Annotated in this window: 17 protein-coding genes and 1 pseudogene; 12 read left to right on the top strand and 6 right to left on the bottom strand. The window is 70.5% G+C overall.

Features of this window, described 5'->3' with window-relative positions; genetic code table 11:
• Nucleotides 1-127: 127 nt before the first annotated feature.
• A complete protein-coding gene (locus tag MKW14_RS22860; RefSeq protein ID WP_240864981.1) occupies nucleotides 128-1,699 on the bottom strand; it encodes a Na+/H+ antiporter in 1,572 nt (523 codons plus the stop codon).
• A 323-nt stretch (nucleotides 1,700-2,022) separates the two neighbouring features.
• Here MKW14_RS22860 and MKW14_RS22855 point away from each other — a divergent pair, with 323 nt between their 5' ends.
• Entirely contained in the window at nucleotides 2,023-3,900 is a 1,878-nt protein-coding gene (locus MKW14_RS22855) for an NAD-binding protein (protein ID WP_240864980.1), read from the top strand.
• Nucleotides 3,901-4,275: 375 nt separating this feature from the next.
• Here MKW14_RS22855 and MKW14_RS22850 read toward each other — a convergent pair whose 3' ends face one another.
• Entirely contained in the window at nucleotides 4,276-4,845 is a 570-nt protein-coding gene (locus MKW14_RS22850) for a hypothetical protein (RefSeq protein WP_240864979.1), read from the bottom strand.
• Nucleotides 4,846-5,110: 265 nt separating this feature from the next.
• Between MKW14_RS22850 and MKW14_RS22845 the strand changes: the two genes are divergently transcribed.
• The 10 genes and pseudogenes from MKW14_RS22845 to MKW14_RS22800 all read left to right on the top strand — a co-directional run bounded on the left by MKW14_RS22845 (nucleotide 5,111) and on the right by MKW14_RS22800 (nucleotide 16,977).
• Complete coding sequence (locus MKW14_RS22845) at nucleotides 5,111-6,943, top strand: APC family permease (RefSeq protein WP_240864978.1); 1,833 nt, start codon at nucleotides 5,111-5,113, stop codon at nucleotides 6,941-6,943.
• A 316-nt stretch (nucleotides 6,944-7,259) separates the two neighbouring features.
• A complete protein-coding gene (gene kdpF, locus MKW14_RS22840; protein WP_240864977.1) occupies nucleotides 7,260-7,349 on the top strand; it encodes a K(+)-transporting ATPase subunit F in 90 nt (29 codons plus the stop codon).
• An 8-nt stretch (nucleotides 7,350-7,357) separates the two neighbouring features.
• Complete coding sequence (gene kdpA / locus MKW14_RS22835; protein WP_240864976.1) at nucleotides 7,358-9,022, top strand: potassium-transporting ATPase subunit KdpA; 1,665 nt, start codon at nucleotides 7,358-7,360, stop codon at nucleotides 9,020-9,022.
• Nucleotides 9,019-11,145, top strand: coding sequence for a potassium-transporting ATPase subunit KdpB (gene kdpB, locus MKW14_RS22830; protein ID WP_240864975.1), 2,127 nt, complete (start codon nucleotides 9,019-9,021; stop codon nucleotides 11,143-11,145). The genes kdpA and kdpB overlap by 4 nt, the downstream gene beginning before the upstream one ends.
• 6 nt (nucleotides 11,146-11,151) lie before the next feature.
• Complete coding sequence (locus MKW14_RS22825; protein ID WP_240864974.1) at nucleotides 11,152-11,784, top strand: potassium-transporting ATPase subunit C; 633 nt, start codon at nucleotides 11,152-11,154, stop codon at nucleotides 11,782-11,784.
• A gap of 3 nt (nucleotides 11,785-11,787) precedes the next feature.
• A complete protein-coding gene (locus MKW14_RS22820) occupies nucleotides 11,788-12,471 on the top strand; it encodes a response regulator (protein WP_240864972.1) in 684 nt (227 codons plus the stop codon).
• Between the two features lie 287 nt (nucleotides 12,472-12,758).
• A complete protein-coding gene (locus MKW14_RS22815; protein WP_240864970.1) occupies nucleotides 12,759-14,051 on the top strand; it encodes an extracellular solute-binding protein in 1,293 nt (430 codons plus the stop codon).
• Nucleotides 14,052-14,060: 9 nt separating this feature from the next.
• On the top strand, nucleotides 14,061-15,059 hold the full coding sequence (locus MKW14_RS22810; RefSeq protein ID WP_240864969.1) for a carbohydrate ABC transporter permease: 999 nt from the start codon (nucleotides 14,061-14,063) through the stop codon (nucleotides 15,057-15,059).
• Nucleotides 15,056-15,877, top strand: a complete 822-nt coding sequence (locus MKW14_RS22805; protein WP_240864968.1) for a carbohydrate ABC transporter permease — start codon at nucleotides 15,056-15,058, stop codon at nucleotides 15,875-15,877. The genes MKW14_RS22810 and MKW14_RS22805 overlap by 4 nt, the downstream gene beginning before the upstream one ends.
• Before the next feature lie 52 nt (nucleotides 15,878-15,929).
• Nucleotides 15,930-16,977: pseudogene (locus MKW14_RS22800) on the top strand (endo-1,4-beta-xylanase).
• Nucleotide 16,978: 1 nt separating this feature from the next.
• On the opposite strand, the gene MKW14_RS22795 reads toward MKW14_RS22800, so the two are convergent.
• The 3 genes from MKW14_RS22795 to MKW14_RS22785 form a co-directional block, all read right to left on the bottom strand.
• The gene (locus MKW14_RS22795) at nucleotides 16,979-18,028 is read right to left on the bottom strand and encodes a LacI family DNA-binding transcriptional regulator (protein ID WP_240864966.1); all 1,050 of its coding nucleotides are present in this window, start codon (nucleotides 18,026-18,028) and stop codon (nucleotides 16,979-16,981) included.
• A gap of 235 nt (nucleotides 18,029-18,263) precedes the next feature.
• Nucleotides 18,264-18,458: a DUF5999 family protein gene (locus MKW14_RS22790; RefSeq protein WP_133047485.1), complete on the bottom strand. Its 195-nt coding sequence runs from the start codon at nucleotides 18,456-18,458 to the stop codon at nucleotides 18,264-18,266.
• 387 nt (nucleotides 18,459-18,845) lie between these two features.
• Nucleotides 18,846-19,430 carry a hypothetical protein gene (locus MKW14_RS22785; RefSeq protein ID WP_240864964.1) on the bottom strand — a complete coding sequence of 195 codons (585 nt, stop codon included), beginning with the start codon at nucleotides 19,428-19,430 and terminating at the stop codon, nucleotides 18,846-18,848.
• Between the two features lie 548 nt (nucleotides 19,431-19,978).
• Here MKW14_RS22785 and MKW14_RS22780 point away from each other — a divergent pair.
• On the top strand, nucleotides 19,979-21,496 hold the full coding sequence (locus MKW14_RS22780; RefSeq protein WP_240864963.1) for a glutamate-cysteine ligase family protein: 1,518 nt from the start codon (nucleotides 19,979-19,981) through the stop codon (nucleotides 21,494-21,496).
• 12 nt (nucleotides 21,497-21,508) lie between these two features.
• Here MKW14_RS22780 and MKW14_RS22775 read toward each other — a convergent pair whose 3' ends face one another.
• Nucleotides 21,509-23,278, bottom strand: coding sequence for a substrate-binding domain-containing protein (locus tag MKW14_RS22775; protein WP_240864962.1), 1,770 nt, complete (start codon nucleotides 23,276-23,278; stop codon nucleotides 21,509-21,511).
• Between the last annotated feature and the right edge of the window lie 83 nt (nucleotides 23,279-23,361).

Genomic DNA, 23,361 nt, shown 5'->3' with positions numbered 1-23,361 from the left:
GACTCGCTGGCAGGGGCGTTGACGGACCTGTGTCGGACCCACTTGTACGGGTTCACCGAGTTCTGGGCCGTATGGGGGGCGAGGCCGCGTCCCGCCCTGTGGACACCCTCTGTCATGGCGGGGGCGCTCAGATGTCCGTGAGGCGTGCCTCCTCCAGGTCCAGGGAGCGCTGGAGGCGTCGGCGGGTGGTGTCGCTGATGGCGTGTTCGTCGTAGAGGCGCTGGAGTTCCAGGGCTTCGACGGTGATCAGGTCGCGGCGCAGCTGGCGGTAGATCAGGTCGGCGGACTCGGCGGGCACGGTCCCCGCGTGGTCGGCCAGGCGGTCGCGGGCGTCGTCGAGACGGGCGGTGAGGCCGCGGCGCAGACGGTCGAGGACGACGTCGGGCGCCGCCTCGAGGGCCGACAGCTCGTCCAGGCGCCGTATCCCCGCGTCGGCCAGCCGGCAGCGGGCGGCGGCCTCCTCGCGCTCGGTGTGGTCGGGCTCCAGGGCTATGCCGGAGCGGCGCACGACCGGGGCCAGGGTGAAGCCCTGGACGACGAGGGTGACGACCACGACCGAGGTGGTCAGTACGAGGACCAGCGGACGGTCGGCGAGGGCCGCGCCGCTCCTGGTGGTCTCCGGGATGGACAGGGCGGCCGCCAGCGGTACGACGCCCCGGGTTCCCGCCCAGGTCAGCACCATGGGCACCCGCCAGTTCGTCCGCCGCATGCCGCCCTTGCGCTGCACCACCGCCGACAGCGGCGCCAGCCACAGCAGGCGTACGGCGATCAGGGTGCCGGCGACCGCGAGGGCGTACAGCGGCCAGGAGCGGTCACGGTCGGACAGCGCCTGGACCTGGGCCGGCAGGGCGAGGCCGATGAGGGAGAACACCACGCTCTCCAGCAGGAAGACCACGGTGCCGTAGACCGCGTGCAGCTGGAGCCGGATGCGGGCGTTGGTGAGTCTCTCGCCGCGTCCGCCCAGGACGACACCGGCGACCACGACCGAGGTGACGCCTGAGGTGTGCGCGGCCTCGGCGAGGACGTAGGCGGCGTACGGGGTGACCAGGGCGATCACCGTCTCCAGGACCGGGTCCTCGGTGCGCCGGCGGATCAGTGTGACCACGGAGGCCACGGCCGCCCCGATCAGCGTGCCGCCGCCCGCGAGGACGACGAACTCACCGCCCGCACCGCTCCAGTTCGCCGCGGCGGAGGCCACCGCCACGCTCGCCGCGACCCGGAACAGGACGAGTGAGGTGGCGTCGTTGAACAGGCTCTCCGCCTGCACCAGGACCTGCACCCGGGGCGGCAGGGCGAGCCGGCGGCCGAGCGCGGTGACCGCGACGGGATCGGTGCTGGCCAGGACCGCGCCGAGGACGAACGCCATCTGCCACGGCAGCGGCGTGAGCAGCGAGGCGACCGCTCCGACAGCCGCCGCGGACGCCAGCACCAGGCCGATGGAGAGGATCCCGACCGGCTTCCACACCGCGCGCAGCTCGCGCCAGGACAGTTCCTCAGCGCTGGCGTACAGCAGGGGCGGCAGGACGACCAGGCCGATGACGTCGGGGCTGATCTCGATCCGCGGGGTTCCGGGCAGCAGGGCGACGGCGAGGCCGGCGACGACGAGCAGGGAGGGGGCGGGGATGCGCCAGCGGCGGGCGAAGGTCGCCACGACCGTGGCCAGGACGACCAGTGAGAGAACCGTGCCGACGCCGCGCATGCCGTCCCCCTGGGGCTCAGAAGGGGGCCACCGCGGCTCCCTGCCGACCAGACTTCCCGGCACACCGGTTTCACCCTATCCCGGCGGCGTCCCGTCAAGACAGGGTCAATGTGCTCGTCAGCGGCGCCAAGAACGCGTCAGGGGCCGGGCGGGGGTGCCGCGGGCCCGGCAGGGGCGCCACTCGCTCGCCTTGGCGTGATCTTGACGCAATCTTGGATGCTGTCAGGTACACGGCTGGAACAGTCCTCGTGATCCCCGCCGTTCAGCCTCATGTGACGACAACTCTCCCCGCCCGCACCCCAGCCGGTCAGAGATCGCAGCACATGGTGATCTGCGGCGACGACGGACTCGCACACCGGCTCGCCGTCGAACTGGACGCCGTGTGCGGCGAGATGGTCACCGTCGTGCTGCCCTCCACGAGCGACGAGCACGGCGCGCGGATCGCCGCGCTGCACCAGGACCCGGACTCGCCGGTCGAACTGCACCTCTCCGCCCGCCCCGACGAGCGGACGCTGCGCGCGGCGGGCGTCGAGCGGGCCGCCGCGCTCGCCCTCACCTACCGCGACGACCAGGTCAACATGACGGGCGCCCTGCTGGCCAGGACCGTGAACCCCTCGGTGCGGCTGGTGGTGCGGATGTTCGACCGTGAGCGCGGCCGGCATCTGGAGCGCCTGCTGGACCGGGCGGCGGGGCTGTGCGACGACCTCGGCGAGGACACCTCCACCACGGTGCTGTCCGACGCCGACACCGCCGTACCGGAACTGGTGGCGGCCGCCGCGGTGGGCCACGGGCACACCCTCCAGGTCGAGGGGAAGGTCTTCCGCGGGGTCGTACGCCGCGCCGGTACGCCGCCGCACACCACCGACCTGGCCACGCTCGCCGTCCTGTCCGGCGCCCACCAGGACGATCCCGCGAGCCAGGACAGCGCGGAGACCACGGGGGAGGACGGCATACGGTTGCTGCCCGACGACCGGACCGCGTACCACCGGCAGTTCACGCACGGCCGGCTGATGCTGGAGGAGGTCAGCCACCTCGCGGCCGAACAGACCGCGCGGACCCGGCGCTTCCGCCCGCGCAGCTGGGTGCGGGCGCGCCTCGCCCATCTGCCGTGGAAGGTCTTCCTCTCCCACCAACTCGTGGCTGTGTACGGGGCGTTGGCGGCGGTGGTGGCCGGGCTGTCGACGGCGACCGCGCTCTTCGCCGACGAGCGCCCGTGGTGGAAGAACGTCTACCTGCCGTTGCTGGACATCTTCACCATGGGCGACCCGGCCACCGAGGAGTCGGTGGCCCGTCGGGTGCTCCAACTGCTCGCCGGTTTCGTCGGGTTGGCCGTCCTTCCGCTCGTCGTCGCCGCGACGGTGAACGCGACCGACGCCTTCCGTACCGCCTCCGCGAGCCATCCGCCCGACGACGACGTGGACGGCCACATCGTCCTGGTCGGCCTGGGCATGGTCGGCACCCGCGTCCTCGACCGGCTGCACGCCACCGGGCACCAGGTCGTCGCCATCGAACGCGACCCGCGCGCCCGGGGCGTCGCCCTCGCCCGCCGGCTCGGCATCCCGCTGCTGCTGGAGGACGCCACGGAGCCGGCCGTGCTCGAACGGGCCCGTGTCCGGCAGAGCGGCTCGCTGCTCGTCCTCACCCGCGACGACGGCCAGAACCTCGACATCGTCATGGCCGTCCGGGAGACCAACCCCGCGGTGCGGGTGGTGACGCGGCTGTACGACGACGCGTTCGCGGCGACCGTGCAGCGCACCCTGCGCGCCTCCTACCCGGACGCCCTCACCCGCAGCAGAAGCGTTTCGGCGCTGGCTGCGCCCTCTTTCGCCGCGGCGATGATGGGCCGCCATGTGCTGGGGGTGATGCCGGTGGAGCGGGGGTCGCTGCTGTTCACCTGCGTGGACGTGGCGGGGCACCCCGAGCTGGAGGGCCGGTCGGTGCACGAGGCGTTCCGGGAGAACGAGTGGCGGGTGCTGGCCGTGGGGGCCGCGCGAGGTCCGCTGCCCGGATCGGCGGCCGTGGAGGGCTCCGACACACTTCACCCCGACCGTACGGACTTCGACTGGCGTCCGGCACAGGGGCGGGTGCTGGCCGCGGGCGACCGGGTGGTCCTGGCGACGACGCGGCGGGGTCTGGACGTCCTGATGACGGGCGTGCGGTTGCGTCCGGATGGGGGTGAGGGTGACTCCGGGCTGGGCTGAGGCGTGCTTCCTCGGCGCGGGGGCGGACCCGGGCTGGGGACGGAGCGGCGGTTCTTCGGCGCGGGAGTCGGCCCTGACTGAGCGGCGGCGGCTTCTGGCGGGCGGGAGTGGACTCCGACGGGGGCGGGCGCTGGGCGGCCCTTGGCGTGCGGGAGGCAGCGCCGGTCGACCAGAGGTGGCTCTTCCTCTTCGGCGCGTCTGGGTGGGCTGGGACGGGGGGTTGAGGGGCCCGGCAGGGCGTGCGGCTGTGGCTCCCCCCGCGTGAGTGGGCCCTGGACCGGGCCTACGGCTGTGTCTCTGCGGTCTGTGAAGGTGGCCCCGGGCCGGGCGGCGGCCGCGCTTCTTCGGTTCGCGGGAACGAACCGGCCGGGTGTCTCAGTGGCGAATCTCCCCTTCCGAGGAGACCTCGGGCCGTGATTCGAGGCCGGACACCCGGAACACCATTCGCGCTGTTTCGCGTTCCACCCGCTCCGAGACCGCCCCGAGTGCCGTGGCGCCGCACAGCAGGGTGCCCTGGGTCAGGGAGCGGCGGGCGTCCGTGTGCAGGCGGTGCCAGAGGTCGGGGTTGTCGACGAGGACCTGGGGATCGAGTTCGACGCGCCCGCCGAAGGCGTCCCGCAGCACCAGGCGTTGGGTGATCCCGTCCTGGATCCGCATCGACGTCAGCAGGTCGGTGCGCAGCCGCCGGGTGCGCAGCAGCCGGCGGGAGGTCAGCCGGCCCTCGTCTGCCGAGACCCGGACCGGGCACAGCACGACGAACAGCAGGACGGCGAGCGCCGTCCACAGCACGGCGCGCCCCGCGGACAGGGTGCCCCTGCCCCAGTCGATCAGGAACAGGGTGCCGAGCAGCGCGGCCGAGCAGCGGACCGAACCGAGCAGGTCGCCGCGCCAGCGGCGGTCGTACACCGCGTGACCGGGGCCGTGCGGGGAAGTGCCGTGTCCCATACGGCTGACCGTAGGGACCGGCCGGCCCGGAGGGGAGCGCCTTGACGGGACCCTGACGACCTGGCGCCGGTTCTTGACGCCACCGCGGCGCACAGCCCTGCGTCGGGTGGCTCACACGGGCGTCAAGACGGCGTCAAGAGCGGCATGTTCGGTGCGAAGAAGGCGCAAGGGACGCTCCGCGGGCCGCGGAGCGGGACACACCCTGGGTGCACCGGACGCGGAGCCCGCGTACGGCTGTTCGCCCTGTCCGAAGGAGCACCGACCCATGTCCGTTCTGACCACCGAACCCGGCGCCGTCCCCGCCGGTGAGGAGCCTCCCGATACCGGCGAGCGCCACCGCCTGACCGCGGTCACCGGCCTCGCCGCCCTGTCCCTGGACGCGATGGCGTCCGTGGCCTACGGGCCCGAGGCGATCGTGCTGGTGCTGGCCGCGGCGGGCGCCCACGGGCTGGGCTTCACCGTGCCGGTGACGCTCGCGATCGCGGCTCTGCTGGCGGTGCTGGTCGCCTCGTACCGGCAGGTGATCGCGGCCTTTCCGGACGGCGGTGGGTCGTACGCGGTGGCCAGGACCCATCTGGGCGCGCGGACGAGCCTGGTGGCGGCGGGCTCGCTGATCCTCGACTACGTGCTGAACGTGGCCGTGGCCGTGACGGCCGGTGTCGCGGCGCTCACCTCGGCGTTTCCCGTGCTCTACGGTGAACGGCTGTGGCTGTGCCTGGCCGTGTTGACCGTGCTCACAGCTGTGAACCTGCGCGGGATCGTCGAGTCGGCGCGCGTGTTCATGGTGCCGACGGTCGTGTTCGTCGGTTCGATCCTCGCCGTGGTGGTGATCGGGCTCTTCCGCGATGCGCCTGTGAACAGGGTTGACCACCCGCCGGTGGTGACCGGCGACGTCACAACCGTCGGCGCTCTTCTCCTGCTGAAAGCTTTCGCCTCGGGTTGTTCGGCGCTCACCGGCGTCGAGGCCATCGCCAACACCGTCCCCTCCTTCCGCCGACCGCGCGTCAGACGCGCCCAGCGCGCGGAGGTCGCCCTCGGCGCCGTGCTCGGGATCATGCTGATCGGCCTGTCGGTGCTGATCTCCCGCTTCCATCTCCAGCCGGTGCGGGGCGTCACCGTCCTCGCCCAGCTCGTGGACGCCTCGGTGGGCCACAACTGGGCCTTCTACGTCATCCAGTTCGCGACGATGACCCTGCTGGCGCTCTCCGCGAACACGTCGTTCGGCGGTCTGCCGGTGCTGCTGAAGCTGCTGGCCCGGGACAACTACGCGCCCCATGTCTTCGCCCTCAAGGCCGACCGCCAGGTGCACCGCCACGGCGTGCTGGCCCTGGCCGGCGTCTCCGCCGCGCTGCTGGTCTTCTCCGGCGGCGACACCAACACGCTGGTGCCGCTCTTCGCGATCGGCGTCTTCGTCGGCTTCACGGTCGCACAGGTCGGCATGGTCCGGCACTGGCGGATCGAACGCGGTCCCGGTTGGCGCGGCAAGGCCCTCTTGAACGGCTCCGGCGCGGTCCTCACCGGTGTCTCGGCGGTCGTGGTCACCGCGTCGAAGTTCGAGGACGGCGCCTGGTTCATCGTGATCGCCCTGCCGCTGCTGGTCGCGGCCTTCGAGACCGTGCACCGCGCCTACGCGCGCATCGGCGAGCGGCTGGGCCTCGGCCTCGTCCCCGAGCACCCGCACCGCGACCGCTCGGTCGTGATCGTCCCGGTGTCGTCGATCTCCCGCCTCACCTCGGAGGCGCTGACGGCCGCCACCTCCCTCGGCGACGAGGTCCGCGCGGTCACCGTCTGCCACCCCGATCCCGAGGACCGGGCCCAACTGCACGCCCTGGAGCGGGCGTGGGCGCAGTGGGATCCCGGAGTGCCGCTGGTCCGGCTGAGCTCCGAGCGCCGCACACTGGGCCGCCCCATCGCCGCGTACGTCCGAGCGGTGGCCGCGGCGGAGCCCGCCGCCCGCGTCACCGTGCTCATCCCCGAAGCCGAACCGGAGCGGCTGTGGCAGCGGCTGCTGCAGAACCAGCGGGGTGCCGTCGTCGCCCACGCCGTGCGCAGGGAGACCGACGCGGTGATCTGCCGGCTGCGGTTCCGGCTGTTCTGACCGGCTGTTCTGAGCGGACACGGTGGTCTGCCGTCGCGAACGGACCGCGGGAGCCGTCGGGACGACCTGTTTGCCCGCCCGCCCGTTCGCGACCTGCGGTGGTCGTCCCGCCGTATGAGATCCGTCAAGGGCGTGCCGTGCGCCGTATGGGAGCCGTCAACGGTGGCCGAAGGGGCCCGAGGACGCGATTTCCTCTAAGCGTCCGTCCCACCCGAACCTCATTCCAGGAGCTCACGATGGCCGATCTGGCCTTCGTCGTCACCACGATCGCGTGCTTCGCGCTGGTGGCCCTCGTCGCCAAGGGGGTGACGAAGCTGTGACCGCCGAGAACGTCGTCGGCCTGGTCGTGGCCCTCGCCCTGCTGGGCTATCTCGTCCTCGCCCTGATCTTCCCCGAGAGGTTCTGAGACAAGCGATGGGTCCCGTACTCGCCGGCGTGCTCCAACTGCTCGCGCTCATAGCGGCGTTGGCGCTCGCCTATGTTCCCCTCGGCACCTACATGGCCCGGGTCTACTCCGCCGACCGGCACTGGCGCGTGGAGCGGTGGATCTACAAGGGCATCGGCGCCGACCCGGACACGGAGATGCGCTGGCCCGCGTACCTGCGCGGAGTCCTGGCCTTCTCGGCCGTCAGCGTCCTCTTCCTCTACCTGCTGCAGCGCCTCCAGGGCGTCCTGCCGCTGTCGCTGGGCTTCAAGTCCATCGACCCCGACCAGGCGTTCAACACGGCCGCGTCCTTCGTGACCAACACCAACTGGCAGTCCTACTACGGCGAGCAGGCCATGGGCCACGTCGTGCAGACCGCCGGTCTCGCCGTGCAGAACTTCGTCTCCGCGGCGGTCGGCATGGCGGTGGCCGTCGCCCTCGTACGCGGTTTCGCGCGCTCCCGCACCGGTGAACTGGGCAACTTCTGGTCGGACATGGTGCGCGGTGTCACCCGCATCCTGCTGCCGGGCGCCTTCGTCGCGGCGATCGTGCTGGTGGCCTGCGGGGCCATCCAGAACTTCTCCGGGATCCACGAGGTCGGCCAGTTCTTCGGCGGTTCGCAGCAGTGGAACGGCGGAGCGGTGGCCTCCCAGGAGGCCATCAAGGAGCTGGGCACCAACGGCGGCGGCTACTTCAACGCCAACTCGGCGCATCCCTTCGAGAACCCGACCCCCTTCACCAACCTCTTCGAGATCTTCCTGCTGCTGGTCATCCCGTTCGCGCTGACCCGCACCTTCGGCGTGATGGTCGGCAGCGTGAAGCAGGGGTACGCGATCCTCGCCACCATGGCCACCATCTGGGTCGGCTTCGTCGGCCTGATGATGTGGACCGAGTTCGCCCACCACGGACCGGCGTTGCAGCTGGCCGGCGGGGCGATGGAGGGCAAGGAGGTCCGCTTCGGGGTCGGCTCCTCGTCGATCTTCGCGGTGTCGACCACGCTCACCTCGACCGGCGCCGTGGACTCCTTCCACTCCTCCTTCACCGGGCTCGGCGGCGGCATCACCCTGCTCGGCATGATGCTGGGCGAGATCGCACCCGGCGGCACCGGATCCGGTCTGTACGGCATGCTGATCATGGCGATCATCGCGGTGTTCATCGCCGGGCTGATGGTGGGCCGTACGCCCGAGTACCTGGGCAAAAAGATCGGCACCCGGGAGATCAAGCTCGCGGCCTGCTACATCCTGGTCACCCCGGCGCTGGTGCTCGTCTTCACCGCCTTCGCGATGGCCCTGCCCACTCCGGCGCACTCGATGACCAACAGCGGTGCGCACGGCTTCTCCGAGATCCTGTACGCCTACACGTCCGCCGCCAACAACAACGGCTCCGCCTTCGCCGGGCTGAACGCGGACACGCAGTGGTTCAACAGCACCCTGGGCCTGGCGATGATCTTCGGCCGGTTCCTGCCCATGGTGTTCGTGCTGGCGTTGGCGGGTTCGCTCGGCGAGCAGAAGCCGGTCCCGGAGACCGCGGGCACCCTGCGCACCGAGAAACCGCTGTTCACCGGCCTGTTGGTGGGCGCGATCCTGATCATCACCGGTCTGACCTACTTTCCGGCCCTCGCGCTGGGCCCGCTGGCCGAGGGGCTGGCGTCATGACCACCGACACGCAGAAGCACGAGGACTCCATGTCCACAGCCACTCCCACCCGGGCACCGCACCAGGACGTGCCCACCGGCCACCGGGAGAGCCGGGTCGGCGCGGGACTCTTCGATCCCGGGCAGTTGGTGAAGTCGCTGCCCGACGCCCTGCGCAAGCTGGACCCACGGGTGCTGGTCAAGTCGCCCGTGATGTTCGTGGTGTGGGTCGGCTCCGTGCTGACCACCGTCTTCTCCTTCAAGGACCCGGGCGACTGGTTCGGCTGGGCGATCAGCGCCTGGCTGTGGCTGACCGTGGTCTTCGCCAACCTGGCGGAGGCCGTCGCCGAGGGCCGCGGCAAGGCGCAGGCCGACACCCTGCGCAAGGCCAAGACCGACACCGTGGCACGCCGGCTCGCCGGGGACGGCGAGGAGCGGGTGCCGGGAACCGAGTTGCGGATCGGCGACCTCGTCGTCTGCGAGGCGGGTGACGTCATTCCCGGCGACGGCGACGTGATCGAGGGTGTCGCCTCGGTCGACGAGTCCGCGATCACCGGCGAGTCGGCGCCCGTCATCCGGGAGTCGGGCGGTGACCGCAGTGCCGTCACGGGCGGTACGAAGGTCCTCTCCGACCGGATCGTCATCAAGATCACGACCAGGCCCGGCGAGACCTTCATCGACCGGATGATCAACCTGGTGGAGGGCGCGGCCCGGCAGAAGACCCCCAACGAGATCGCGCTGAACATCCTGCTCGCCTCGCTGACGATCGTCTTCCTGCTCGCGGTGGCCACGCTGCCGCCGTTCGCGGACTACGCGGGCACCCACCTGACGATGGTCGTGCTGGTGGCGCTGCTGGTGTGTCTGATCCCCACGACGATCGGCGCGCTGCTGTCCGCGATCGGCATCGCCGGCATGGACCGGCTGGTCCAGCGCAACGTCCTCGCCATGTCCGGCCGGGCGGTCGAGGCGGCCGGCGACGTCTCCACCCTGCTGCTCGACAAGACCGGCACCATCACCCTCGGCAACCGCCAGGCCGCGGAGTTCGTCCCGGTGCACGGCACCACCGAGGCCGAGGTCGCCGACGCCGCCCAGCTGTCGTCGCTGGCCGACGAGACGCCCGAGGGCCGCTCCGTCGTCGTCCTGGCGAAGGAGAAGTACGGGCTGCGCGAGCGGCACCAGGGGGAGCTCGCCGGGGCCGAGTGGATCCCGTTCACCGCGCAGACCCGGATGTCCGGCGTCGACGTCGAGGGACGCAGGATCCGCAAGGGCGCCGCCGGTGCGGTCGTCGCCTGGGTGCGCGAGCGCGGCGGTGAGGTCGCCGAGGACGCGCAGGAGGTGACCGACCGCATCGCCGAGGCGGGCGGCACACCGCTGCTGGTGGCGGTCGAGGACACGGGCGGCGCCCGGGTGCTGGGCGTCATCCACCTCAAGGACGTCGTCAAGGAGGGCATGCGGGAGCGGTTCGACGAGCTGCGCCGCATGGGCATCAAGACCGTCATGATCACCGGCGACAACCCGCTGACGGCCAGGGCGATCGCCGAGGAGGCGGGCGTCGACGACTTCCTCGCGGAGGCGACTCCCGAGGACAAGATGGCGCTGATCAAGCGGGAGCAGGCGGGCGGCAAGCTCGTCGCGATGACCGGCGACGGCACCAACGACGCGCCCGCGCTCGCCCAGGCGGACGTCGGCGTGGCCATGAACACGGGCACGTCGGCCGCCAAGGAGGCCGGCAACATGGTCGACCTCGACTCCAACCCGACCAAGCTGATCGAGATCGTCGAGATCGGCAAGCAGCTCCTGATCACCCGGGGCGCGCTGACGACCTTCTCCATCGCGAACGATGTCGCGAAGTACTTCGCGATCATCCCGGCACTGTTCGCGGCCGTCTACCCGGGCCTGGACAAGCTGAACATCATGCGCCTCTCCTCGCCCGACTCCGCGATCCTGTCGGCGGTCATCTTCAACGCGCTCATCATCATCGCGCTGGTGCCGCTGGCCCTGAGGGGCGTGCAGTACCGGCCGGTGAGCGCGGACCGGATGCTGCGCCGCAACCTCGGGATATACGGACTGGGCGGGCTGATCGCCCCGTTCATCGGCATCAAGCTCATCGACCTGCTCATTTCTCTGATCCCCGGGATCGGGTGAACCCACATGAACAACTCCGTCGTGAACACCGGGCGGTTGCTCGGGGCGGGCCTGCGGGCGCTGCTCGTGCTGACCCTGCTCACCGGCGTCCTCTATCCGCTGGCCGTGACAGGCGTGGCGCAGGCACTGTTCAACAACAAGGCCAACGGCTCGGAGATCAAGCTGGACGGGAAGGTCGTCGGCTCCTCCCTGATCGGCCAGCAGCACTACGGCCTCGACTACTTCCAGCCCCGTCCGGCGAACGGACTGGGTGAGAACACCGTCAACACCCAGTACAAGCTGATCCTCTCCGGCGCCACCAACCGCTCCGCCGACAACCCCCAGCTCGTCACATGGGTGAAGCAGGCGAAGGCCAAGGTGGTGGCGGAGAACTCGACGGCCGACTACAAGGTCAGGCCCTCCCAGGTGCCCGCCGACGCCGTCACCTCCTCCGGCTCCGGCCTCGACCCGGACATCTCCCCGGCCTACGCCGAGCTCCAGGTCCACCGGGTCGCCGAACGCAACCATCTCTCCGTCGCCCGGGTGGAGAAGCTGGTCGAGGACCACACGCAGGGCCGCACCCTCGGCTTCATCGGCGAGCCCCGCGTGAACGTCCTCGAACTCAACATCGCCCTACGGGAACTGGCCAAGGGCCGCTGACCGATGACCCGGGTGCTGGTCGTGGAAGACGACCCCCAGCTCGTACGAGCACTCGTGATCAACATGCGGGCACGCCGGTACGGAGTGGACGCGGCGCCCGACGGCGCCACCGCCCTCCGGCTGGCGGCCACCCGGCAGCCGGACGTCGTGATGCTCGACCTCGGACTGCCCGACATGGACGGCGTCGACGTCATCCGTGCCCTGCGCGGCTGGACCCGGGTGCCGATCCTGGTGCTCTCCGCCCGGCAGGCGTCCGCGGAGAAGGTCGCCGCCCTGGACGCCGGCGCCGACGACTACGTCACCAAGCCGTTCAGCATGGACGAGCTGATGGCCCGGCTCAGGGCGGCGGTCCGCCGGGTCGAGGACGACCCGGCGGCCTCGGGGACCGCCCGGGTCGAGACGGACGGGTTCACCGTCGACCTGCTGGCCAAGAAGGTGGTGCGCGGCGGGCACGACGTGCGCCTCACCCCGACCGAGTGGCATCTGCTGGAGATCCTGATCACCAACCCCGGCCGGCTGGTCACCCAGAAGCAGTTGCTGCAGGAGGTCTGGGGAGTCGCGAGCACCAGCAAGACCAACTACCTGCGCGTCTACATGGCCCAGCTGCGCCGGAAACTCGAGGCGGATCCCGCCCACCCCTCCCATCTCATCACCGAGCCCGGCATGGGGTATCGCTTCGAGACCTGAGCTTCTACAGTGCGCAGTGCCCCTCCGGAAGGTTCGTCGACTCATCCGAATGTTTCGACGTTCTTCCGGAGGGGCTGACGCATGTCAGGGGTCCGAACAATCCGGGATCTAGTCAACAGTACGGCCGTCCCCGCAGGTTGGCCGCAGATTCAGCGCGTACAAGGGGTTGCCACCGTTTGGGAGCTGTCTCTAGGGTGCGGCAACAACGCATCTTTCTGGATCAACTCCGAAACTTTCGGTCCAGCGGACGGTCGTGGACACGCCGTCCCTACCCCAAGGAGCGCATCATGGGCGACCGGGCACTGTCCCGCCGCGGCTTCCTGGCGGCCTCCGCCGCGGCCGGTCTGGGCATGACCGCACTGAGCGGCTGCGGCGGCGACTCGAACGGGTCGTCCGCGGACGGCACGACCACGATCGAGTGGTGGAACATCTCCACCACCGAGCCGACGAAGACCGTCTGGGCCGGCCTCGCCAAGAAGTTCGAGGCCCAGAACCCCAAGGTCAAGCTGAAGATCGTGCAGCTGGAGAACGACGCCTACAAGTCCAAGATGACCGCGCTGACCGCCTCCGGGAAGCTGCCGGACATCTTCCACACCTGGGGCGGCGGCGTCCTCAGGCAGCAGATCGACGCAGGTCTCGTCGAGGACCTCACCGACCGCACCAAGCCGTGGGCCGACGGCCTGCTGTCGGTGGCGAAGCAGCCGTACATCTTCGACAAGAAGGTGTACGGCATCCCGTTCGACATCGGCATGATCGGCTTCTGGTACAACAAGGCGCTCTTCCGGCAGGCGGGCATCAGCACGCCCCCCACCACCTGGAGCGGCTTCCTCGACGCGGTGAAGAAGCTCAAGGCGAAGAACATCACGCCCATCGCCCTGGCCGGCAAGGAGAAGTGGCCCGAGATGTACTACTGGGCCTACCTCGCCATGCGCACGGCCGGCATAGCCGCCCTCCAGAAGGCCAGCGACGACAAGGACTTCAGTGACCCCGGGCTGGTCCAGGCCGGGCAGCACCTCCAGGACCTGGTCAAACTCCAGCCGTTCCAGAAGGGGTTCCTGGGCGCCTCGTACTCCACCCCGACCGGACAGGCCGCCACCATGGGCAACGGCAAGGCGGCCATGGAGCTGATGGGCCAGTGGGCCCCGGTCGTCGAGGCCGACTCCGGCAAGGGGCTCGGTTCGAACCTCGGCTTCTTCCCCTTCCCGGCCGTCGAGGGCGGAAAGGGCGCGATCACCGAGGTGTTCGGCGGCGGTGGCGGGCACGCCCTGCGCAAGGGCGCGCCGCAGGCGGCCGTCGACTTCCTGAAGTTCTTCGCCTCCGAGGCCACCGACCTCGAACTGGTCAGGAAGACCAACACGCTGCCGATCGTCCCCGGCGCGGAGAAGGGCCTCTCGGACCCCAACACCGAGGCGGTACAAGCCCAGTTGAAGGGCGCCACCGGCTTCCAGCTCTACCTCGACCAGGCGTACGCGCCCGCCGTCGGGCAGGAGGTCAACGACAGCGTCTCCGCGCTCATCGCCGGCTCCAAGTCGCCCGAGCAGGTCACCCAGTCGATCACCAAGGCCGCGAAGGAAGCGTAGTTGCCGGCGATGACCTCCACTTTCCTCCCGGACGAGCGGACCGGCACCGGCCTCGCCCCGACCTCCCCCGTGGCGAGGCCGGGACGCGGGCGTGCGCGCCGGCGGCTGGTCAACTGGCTCACCGCGGTCGGCTTCCAGGTGCCGGCGCTGGTGCTCTTCATCGGCCTGGTGCTGCTGCCGATGCTGTTCGCGCTGTACGCCGCGTTCTTCCGCTGGGGCGGCTTCGGCATGCCCTCCGACTACATCGGCACGGACAACTTCACACAGCTCTTCAAGGACGACGTCTTCCTCGGCGACCTGTGGCGCTGTCTGCTCCTGGTCGGCCTCTCCCTCGTGCTGCAACTGCCGTTCGCGCTGGCCATGGCGGTGGCGCTGAACCAGCGGCTGCGCGGCCGGGCCGTGTACCGGATGCTGTTCTTCGCCCCCTACGTGCTGTCCGAGGCCATCACCGGCGTCCTGTTCAGCATGGTCTTCGCCCCGGACGACGGGCTCGCCGACCATGTGCTCGGCGCCGTCGGCCTGGGCGGGATCGGCGGGGAGTGGTTCGCCGACCCCTCCTACGTCATGGCGACCCTCTTCCTCGTCATGACCTGGAAGTACTTCGGCTTCCACATGATGCTCTACCTCGCCGGACTCCAGTCCATCCCGGCCGAGTTGACGGAGGCCGCGCTGATCGACGGCGCCGGCCCCTGGCAGCGCTTCCGCAACGTCACCCTGCCGCTGCTCGCGCCCACCCTGCGCATCAGCGTCTTCCTCTCCGTCATCGGGTCGATCCAACTGTTCGACCTGGTCTGGGTGATCACCCAGGGCGGACCCGACCACCACTCCGAGACGATGGCCGTGACCATGTTCCAGTACGGCTTCAAGCGCTACCAGGTCGGCTACGCCAGCGCGATCAGCGTGGTCATGTTCGGCATCTGCCTCGTCTTCGCCCTCGCCTACCAGCGGTTCGTGCTCCGCCGCGACCTCGAAGGAGCCACCACGAACATGAGGGGGGACGGCGCGTGAAGACCCTGCGCAAACTGCCGCTGCACGTCGTGCTCGTGCTGGTCGGCGCGGTGGTGGTCGTACCCCTGCTGTACGCCGCCCTGTCCGGCTTCAAGTCGACCGACGAGCTCTCCCGCAACCCCTTCGGGCTGCCCGAACACTGGCTGACCGGGAACTACACCGACATCCTCGGCTCGGGCGACTTCTGGCGGCTGCTCGGCAACAGCACCCTGGTGGCGGTGGCGACGACCGTGCTCGTGGTCGCCGTGTCCGCCCTCGCCGCCTTCTCCTTCGCCCGGTTCGCCTTCCGGGGGCGGGAGCTGCTGTTCATGTTCTTCACGATGGGGCTGATGTTCCCCTTCGCGGTGGCCGTCCTGCCGCTGTTCCTGATCCTTCGCTACCTGGACCTGCTGGACAACCCGCTCGGCGTGATCCTCCCGCAGGCCGCCTTCGGGCTGCCGATGACCATCATCATCCTGCGGGGCTTCTTCCGGCAGATCCCGGGAGAGCTGGAGGAGGCGGCCACGCTGGACGGGTGCAGCGCCTTCGGGTTCTTCTGGCGGGTGCTGCTGCCCATGGCGCGGCCGGCGCTCGGCACGGTCTCCGTGCTCGCCGTCGTCGCCAGCTGGAACAACTTCATGCTGCCGCTGCTGGTGTTCACCGACTCCAAGTGGTGGACGCTGCCCCTCGGCGTCGTGCAGTTCCAGGGCCAGTACTCCGCCGAGTACGCCCGTGTCTTCGCCTACCTCGTCCTGGCGATGGTCCCCGCCCTCGCCCTCTACTCGGTCGCCGAGCGCCAGCTCGTCGGCGGCCTCACCGCCGGCGCCACGAAGGGATGACGCGCGCCGGCGGACGTACGGCCCCACACCCCACACCGTGAGGAGTCGCACCATGCGCAAGACCACCCGCCTCAGACTCACCGGCGCGCTCGCCGCCGGCCTGGTCGTGGCCGGACTCGCCGCCGGGCCGTCGGCCCAGGCGAGCCCCAAGCAGCCGACGCTCGCGGAGCTGGCCCAGCGCCACGGCCGCTACTTCGGCAGCGCGACCGACAACCCGGAACTCACCGACAGCGCCTACACGGCCCTGCTCGGCGAGGAGTTCGACATGATCACGCCCGGCAACGGCATGAAGTGGTACGCCACCGAGCCGCGACAGGGCGTCTTCGACTGGACCAACGGCGACCAGATCGTGGACCTCGCCCGCAAGAACCACCAGCGGGTACGGGCCCACACCCTGGTCTGGCACAGTCAGCTGCCGAGCTGGCTCACCGGCCGCGACTGGACGGCTGCCGAACTGCGGGCGGTGCTGAAGAACCACATCCAGACGGAGGTACGGCACTACCGGGGCAAGGTCTACTCCTGGGACGTCGTCAACGAGGCGTTCAACGAGGACGGCACCTACCGGGAGACCATCTGGTACAAGACCCTCGGCCCCGGCTACATCGCCGACGCGCTGCGCTGGGCCCACCAGGCCGACCCGCACGCCAAGCTCTACCTGAACGACTACAACATCGAGGCGGTCGGCCCGAAGTCGGACGCGTACTACCAGCTGGCCAAGGACCTCAAGGCACGGAAGGTCCCGCTGGACGGCATCGGCCTGCAGGCCCACCTCGCGCTCCAGTACGGCTATCCGACCACCCTGGAGGACAACCTGCGTCGCTTCTCCCGGCTCGGTCTGGACACCGCGCTCACCGAGGTCGACATCCGGATGCTCCTCCCGGCGACCGAGGACAAGCTGGCGGAACAGGCCGACTGGTACGGCCGGCTGACCTCGGCCTGTCTGGCGGTCCGCCGCTGCGTGGGCATCACGATCTGGGACTACACCGACAAGTACTCCTGGATCCCGGCCTTCTTCCCAGGGGAGGGCGCGGCGCTGCCGTGGGACGAGCAACTCGCGCCCAAGCCCGCGTAACTTCGCGATCAGGAAGGCTTTGAGCTAGCTCAGGGCAGTGCTGGTGGTGCGGTGCTGGACCGCACCACCAGCTCCGTGCCCAGCTCCACGCGCGGTGAGTCCGGTCGTTCGTCGCGGGTCAGGCGCAGGGCCGTGCGGACCGCCAACTTGCCCATGTCGGCCAGCGGTTGGCGGACCGTGGTGAGCGGGGGAGCGGACCAGCGGACCTCGGGGAGGTCGTCGAAGCCGACCACGCTCATGTCCTCCGGCACGCGCAGGCCGCGCCGGCGCAGCGCCTCGATCGCGCCGAGGGCCATCTGGTCGCTGGCCGCGAAGACGGCGGTCGGCGGTTCGGGGAGGTCCAGGAGGGTGTTGCAGCCCCGGAAGCCGGACTCGGGGTGGAAGTCGCCGGGGACGACCAGGGTTTCGTCCAGGGCGACGCCGGCGCCCTCCAGGGCGGCCCGGTAGCCGTCCAGGCGGGCGCGGGAACACAGCAGCCGGGGCGGGCCGGCGATCAGGCCGATCCTGCGGTGGCCCAGGGACAGCAGATGGTCGGTGGCCGCCATGCCGCCGGACCAGTTGGCCGCGCCGATGGTAGGCACGTCGAGGGCGGGGGAGCCCGCCGGGTCGACGACGACCAGCGGGACGCCGAGGGCCCGCAACTCCTCGTGCAGCACCGGCTCCAGGGCCGAGGTGACCAGGATGACGCCGTCCGAGGCGCGCGCCCGGAGGTTGCGCATCCATTCGCGGGCGTCTCCCGAGCGTCCGTGGATCGCCGACACCACCGTGCCCACCCCGGCCGCGTGCGCCACCTCCTCCACGCCCCGGATGATCTCCACCGCCCAGGGACTGTCGAGGTCGTTGAAGACCAGGTCCAGCAGGGCCGCACCGCTGCCGGAGACGGTCGGGCGCTTGCGGTAGCCGTGCCGCAGCAGCAGGTCCTCCACCCGGGCCCGGGTCCTCGGCGACACGTCGGACCGTCCGTTGACGACCCGCGACACCGTCGGCACCGAGACCCCGGCCTGCCGGGCGATCTCCGTGATCGTGACCCGGCCCCGCCCCTCGGGCGCCTCCCCGGCCCCGGCCTCGTCTGCTGCCAATCCCCCCACCTCCGTGGACGCTTGCGGCGAAACTTCCAGAAGTCTTCCGGAAAACGGGCGTCCGTGGGAAGGGAGATCACCCCCGGATCCGGGCCGGGTCACTGCCGTCACTTCACTACGCACGGGTAACTACGGTGTGTGATCGGGACCGGACATGCGTCGGGGCCGGCTCGCGGTTCAGGTCCGCGACCGGCCCCGGATGTCACCGGACGGCTCGGTGCCGCCCGGACTCGCCTCAGGCGGCGGTCATCACCTGGCTGCGGTGCGGGGCGATGATCTGGCCGTCGGGCAGGAGCTCACCGGTGTCCTCGAAGAGCAGAACGCCGTTGCACAGCAGGCTCCATCCCTGCTCCGGGTGGTGCGCCACGAGGCGGGCGGATTCCCGGTCGGCGGAGTCGGCTGAAGGACACGGTGGCTGGTGCTGGCACATTGGTGGGATCTTTCGCTGTGTCGTCATGGATGTGATGGCTGTCGTGTCTGTCACGCGGCTTGACGTGTCGTCCATGGCCGCCCCCCGTTGTGATAAGTCGGTCCAGTCCAGTGTTGCCCTACGGACGTCAATCCGCAGGCATTTCGACGCACCACTTCTTCACAGGTTGATGACGCATCCGCGGCGCGCACGGTTCAGTCCAACTGCACTGTCACTTCGGATGGTTCACGGTGGCCTGATAGGGCTAGTCCGTCCAGGAAGGAAGGCATTTAGCGGCTCGTACGAGCAGTTATTTGCTCGTACGAGCAGAATGCGGGGCCAAACAGCGCCGTACCCCGTCACCGGGAATTCGGCGACGGGGTACGGGGGTGTTCGCTGGAGGGGATTTCAGGCGATCTGGCCGAGCAGCGGAACCGCAGTCACCCGATGGGTCAGCACGGGAAGCAGTTCGGCGACGCGGAGCGGGCGGTGGGCCGCGATGCCGGGCGGCGCCGGCGCGAGCGGGACGAGCAGGTCCGTCGGGGCGGGGTGGCCGGTGGAGGCGTCGGCCGTGCAGTCGCCGTGCAGCCAGAGCGTGAGCATGTACAGGCTCGGCACCGACAGCAGGCGCGGCTGGTACGGCTGTTTCATCGTCTCGGCCTGGCGCAGCGCGCGCTCGGTGGAGGCGATGTAGGGCCCTTCGAAGAAGTGCGAGAAGGCCCAGCCGTCCGCGGTCAGCATGGTCTCGGCCGCGGCCACCGCGCGGTCGCCGCAGCGGATGAGGAAGCGCCAGCCGGCGAGCCGGGTGAGGGAGGAGCCGTCCTGGACCGGCCGGTCGAGGACGTGGACGGGCAGCGGGAGCTCGGGGGTGGCGGGCCCCTGTGCTCGCAGCAGGGAGGGCGTTCGGGCCTCGCGGACCGCGGTGGGCGAACCGAGTGCGGTGAGGACGGTGCGAAGGGCGGGCGCGGGAGCCGGGGGGACATGCAGCGGCATGGTGGGTCGCCTCTCATTCGACAGGCACGGTGGCGCGAGGGCGGGGGCGGACGGCGCTGTCTGCTCACGAGGCGAGAGTGTCGGGGGCCGGGGTCTGGGAACGCGGAGTGTAGTGAGGACTGCCGCACGGCACCCCGACGGCAGGTTCCACGACCTGGGCGCCAACCCTCTGCCTGTTCGCGGAGTTTATACGACGTATGTTCACACGGTGTTTCGGCTAGCCGTTTCCGGTGCACCCGGCAAGGGCGTATCCGGTCGGCGATGCGCGGGAATCATCCCGTTTCCGCTCCGGCCTTACGGCGGTGACCTCGGACAATACCCGGGGAGCGGTCGGCCAATTCTCGTCGGCGTTTTTCACGAGTTCCTGTCGGCGCGAAACTGCGCCGTGCTGCATGCCCGGTGAATGTGCCGCCGGTCACATCCCACCAGAGTAGCGCCCGACGGAGGACTGTGGGGGCGTTATCGATCGCCGAGGCGGGGCATCATCCCCCGTGACCCGACAGCGGCGGCCGAATCGTCGAGCCGCCCGATCCAGGAGGGAAGCTTCGATGGGGGAGAAGGTCGTGGCAGGTCGGATCGACCTCTCCGATCGTCAGCTCTACCGGGACAAGCTCCGCAGGTGCCTGACGGGACTGGAGCGGCTCCTGGCCGAGAAGCGGTTCGAACGCCCCAGGAATCTCATGGGGCTGGAGATCGAATTGAATCTGGCCGGCGCCGACGGGATGCCGAAAATGCTCAATGCGCAGGTCCTCGAACGCATCGCGAGCCGAGATTTCCAAACAGAACTCGCCATGTTCAACCTGGAAGTCAACATAGCCCCACATCCGCTGGGCGGCCGGGTATTCGACCGGCTCGCCGAGGAACTCCGCACCTCCCTGGCATATGCCGACCGGAAAGCCGGCGAGCTCGACGCCGGAATCGTGATGATCGGCATTCTGCCCACGCTCGACCGGGACGACCTGGTCTCCACCAACCTTTCCGCGGTCGACCGCTACGCCCTCCTCAACGACCAGATCGTGGCCGCCCGCGGCGAGGACTTCGCGCTCGACATCGACGGCGTGGAGCGCCTCACCTGCACCTCCAAGTCCATAGCCCCGGAGGCCGCCTGCACCTCGGTGCAGCTGCACCTCCAGGTCACCCCGGGCCGCTTCGCCGACGTGTGGAACGCCGCGCAGGCCGTCAGCGCCGCGCAGATCGCCGTCGGCGCCAACTCGCCGTTCCTGTTCGGCCGCGAGCTGTGGCGCGAGTCGCGCCCCCCGCTGTTCCAGCAGTCCACCGACACCCGCCCGCCCGAGCTCCAGGCCCAGGGCGTGCGCCCGCGCACCTGGTTCGGGGAGCGCTGGATCTCCTCCGCGCACGAGCTCTTCGAGGAGAACCTGCGCTACTTCCCGGCCCTGCTGCCCATCTGCGACGACGAGGAGCCGCTCGACGTCCTCGACTCGGGCGGCATCCCCGAACTGTACGAACTCGTCCTGCACAACGGCACCGTCTACCGCTGGAACCGCCCGGTCTACGGCATCGCCGACGGCGTCCCGCACCTGCGCGTCGAGAACCGCGTCCTGCCCGCGGGACCCACCATCACGGACGTCATCGCCAACGCCGCCTTCTACTACGGCCTCGTCCGCGCCCTCGCCGAGGAGACCAGGCCGGTGTGGACCCGGCTGCCCTTCGAGGCGGCCGCCGCCAACTTCGACGCCGCCTGCAAGCACGGCATCGAGGCCCGGCTGCGGTGGCCACGCCGCGGACGGTACGGCGGGACGGCCGAGGTCGACGCGGTGACCCTGGTGCGCGACGAACTGCTGCCGCTCGCCGCGGCCGGACTGGACGCCTGGGGGGTCGAGCCCGCGGACCGGGACCTCTACCTCGGCGTGATCGAGGAGCGCTGCCGGCGCCGCGCCAACGGCGCGACCTGGCAGGCGGCGACCTTCCACCGGGCGCTGGAGACCGGCATGACACGCGATGCCGCGCTGGCCGCGACCACCCGCAGGTACCGCGAGCTGATGCTGGCCGGCGAGCCGGTGCACACCTGGCCCGTGGGGCTGCCCGAGCCCGTGCCCGCCGGTTGAGGGTCAGTCGGGTCAGCCGTCGGGGTTGCCCTCGGCCCCGGCCGCGACGATCGCCTTCAGCATCACCGACTGGATGTCGGCGGGGTTGCTGACCGACTGGCCCGAGCCGCCGGTCGCCTCGGCGATCTCCTGGGCCTCCTGCCGGTCGGCGTCCGGACCCACCGCGATCATGATGAGCGGCACCGGACGCTCGGGGTCGGTGAGTTTCTGCAACTGGCTGATCAGCCCGCCGCGGGAGATGCTGCCGGGGTCCTGGTTGACCCCGTCGGTGAGGATGACCAGGGCGTTGAACTTCCCCTGCACATACGACGAGGTGGCCTCCTTGTAGGCGGCGAGCGTGGTGTCGTACAGCCCGGTCGCGCCGTTCGGCACCGGCTTCAGGGAGGTGAACGCCGCCGACAGCTCGTCCCGTACGGTGCCGCCGGCCTTCTGGTCGCCCAGGCGTTCGGTCGGCACCAGGACGCGGTAGTCCTTGTCGCCGTCGAGCTTCGTGGAGAACTCCCACAGCCCGATCTCGTCGTCGGGCGTGAAGGTGGCCAGGGCCTGCAGCAGCGACGCCTTGGTCACGTCCATCCGGGACTGACCCGTCTTCGACACCGGTTCCGACATGGAGGAGGACGCGTCCACGACCGTGGTGATCCGGGCGCTCTGCACCGTGATCGTCCAGGTGCCGAGGGCCTCCTGGAGCGCGGTGTCCGAGTCCGGCTCGGGGGCTTCGGCGTCGTACGGCTGCGGGCTGCTGCCGCCCGCGCGCGCCACCACCGCCCGCGGTGCCGCGTCGTCGGAGGTGCGGAAGCCGTGCTTCTGCAGCAGGCGCAGCTGCTCGGGCTGGCGCAGGTAGTTCATGAACCGCAGCGCGGCCCTGCTCTGGTCGGTGGTCAGCTGGCCGACCATCGTGTACGGGTAGGTCAGCTGCGGCGAGCCGTCCTTGGGGTAGAACATGTCGAGCCCGGCGTCGGCGTCGGCCGAGGAGTTGTAGGTGTAGGCCGCCTGCTCGGTGAGGATCAGCGCCTCGTTGCGCTTGGGGTTGCCCAGCTCGGTGCCCGAGGAGTCGCGGGGCAGTGTCTCCACGACCTGGCCGTCGGTGTCCGAGGTGCGTTGCGAGAGCGTTTTCATCATCGCCGCGGCCTGGGTGTCCCCGCCCTTGAGCTTGGCCGCGGCCGCGGTCAGCCGGGTCAGCGCCAGCAGCCCGGTGGCGCTGCGCGCCGGGTCGGCCGCGCCGAGCCTGAGCGAGTCGCCCTGCATGGCCGCGCCGGCCAGCTCCAGCCAGCTGTACGTCTTCTGCGGCCAGCCCAGGGACTTCGCGGCCGTCGGCACCATGGCCACGCCGACCGGCGTGGAGGCGACGGCGCCCGCCGGGGTCACGTCGGTCGCCGCGCTGTTCGCCGTGATCCGGTCCACCCACAGGTCCGAGTCCGCCACCCAGACCTGAGCGTCGCTCTTCCGGCCGGCCTCGAGCACGTCCGCGACCTTGTACGAGTCCCGGGCGGACACCGACACGGCGACGCACCGTCCGTCGGAGGTGATCCCGTCCTCGCGGGCCTGATTCGCCGCGAGGGTCAGCGCGGGCGCGATGTCCGGTGAGGCGACGAGGTTCAGCCGCACGGCGTGGTCCTGGCAGGACGAGCCGAAGGAGAGCAGTCCGCTCTTGACGGCCCCCGCCGTGCCGCCGGCCGCGGTCAGCACGAGGACCGTCGCGATGGCCACCGTGCGGCGGCGCGCGCGTGGACGGGGGTCGCTCGCGCCCGCCCCATACTGATCGGGCAAGCTGTGACGTCCCATGACGGTGGTGTCCCTCCCTGTTGAACCTCGTGCCGCGAGACGGCCGTATGGCATGCAAAAGGGAGGTACGCCCCGTACGGCGT

Origin of the sequence: Streptomyces gilvus (assembly GCF_022513565.1) — a bacterium.
GTDB classification, from domain to species: domain Bacteria; phylum Actinomycetota; class Actinomycetes; order Streptomycetales; family Streptomycetaceae; genus Streptomyces; species Streptomyces gilvus.
Note: the sequence above shows the minus strand (reverse complement) of the source record. Positions and strands in the feature narration are given on the sequence as shown.

What these genes read in the sequence shown, in the direction of transcription:
- MKW14_RS22860 (WP_240864981.1), bottom strand. Translation starts at nt 1,699, where the DNA reads ATGCGCGGCGTCGGCACGGTTCTCTCACTGGTCGTCCTGGCCACGGTC.
- MKW14_RS22855 (WP_240864980.1), top strand. Translation starts at nt 2,023, where the DNA reads ATGGTGATCTGCGGCGACGACGGACTCGCACACCGGCTCGCCGTCGAA.
- MKW14_RS22850 (WP_240864979.1), bottom strand. Translation starts at nt 4,845, where the DNA reads ATGGGACACGGCACTTCCCCGCACGGCCCCGGTCACGCGGTGTACGAC.
- MKW14_RS22845 (WP_240864978.1), top strand. Translation starts at nt 5,111, where the DNA reads ATGTCCGTTCTGACCACCGAACCCGGCGCCGTCCCCGCCGGTGAGGAG.
- kdpA (WP_240864976.1), top strand. Translation starts at nt 7,358, where the DNA reads ATGGGTCCCGTACTCGCCGGCGTGCTCCAACTGCTCGCGCTCATAGCG.
- kdpB (WP_240864975.1), top strand. Translation starts at nt 9,019, where the DNA reads ATGACCACCGACACGCAGAAGCACGAGGACTCCATGTCCACAGCCACT.
- MKW14_RS22825 (WP_240864974.1), top strand. Translation starts at nt 11,152, where the DNA reads ATGAACAACTCCGTCGTGAACACCGGGCGGTTGCTCGGGGCGGGCCTG.
- MKW14_RS22820 (WP_240864972.1), top strand. Translation starts at nt 11,788, where the DNA reads ATGACCCGGGTGCTGGTCGTGGAAGACGACCCCCAGCTCGTACGAGCA.
- MKW14_RS22815 (WP_240864970.1), top strand. Translation starts at nt 12,759, where the DNA reads ATGGGCGACCGGGCACTGTCCCGCCGCGGCTTCCTGGCGGCCTCCGCC.
- MKW14_RS22810 (WP_240864969.1), top strand. Translation starts at nt 14,061, where the DNA reads ATGACCTCCACTTTCCTCCCGGACGAGCGGACCGGCACCGGCCTCGCC.
- MKW14_RS22790 (WP_133047485.1), bottom strand. Translation starts at nt 18,458, where the DNA reads ATGTGCCAGCACCAGCCACCGTGTCCTTCAGCCGACTCCGCCGACCGG.
- MKW14_RS22785 (WP_240864964.1), bottom strand. Translation starts at nt 19,430, where the DNA reads ATGCCGCTGCATGTCCCCCCGGCTCCCGCGCCCGCCCTTCGCACCGTC.
- MKW14_RS22780 (WP_240864963.1), top strand. Translation starts at nt 19,979, where the DNA reads ATGGGGGAGAAGGTCGTGGCAGGTCGGATCGACCTCTCCGATCGTCAG.
- MKW14_RS22775 (WP_240864962.1), bottom strand. Translation starts at nt 23,278, where the DNA reads ATGGGACGTCACAGCTTGCCCGATCAGTATGGGGCGGGCGCGAGCGAC.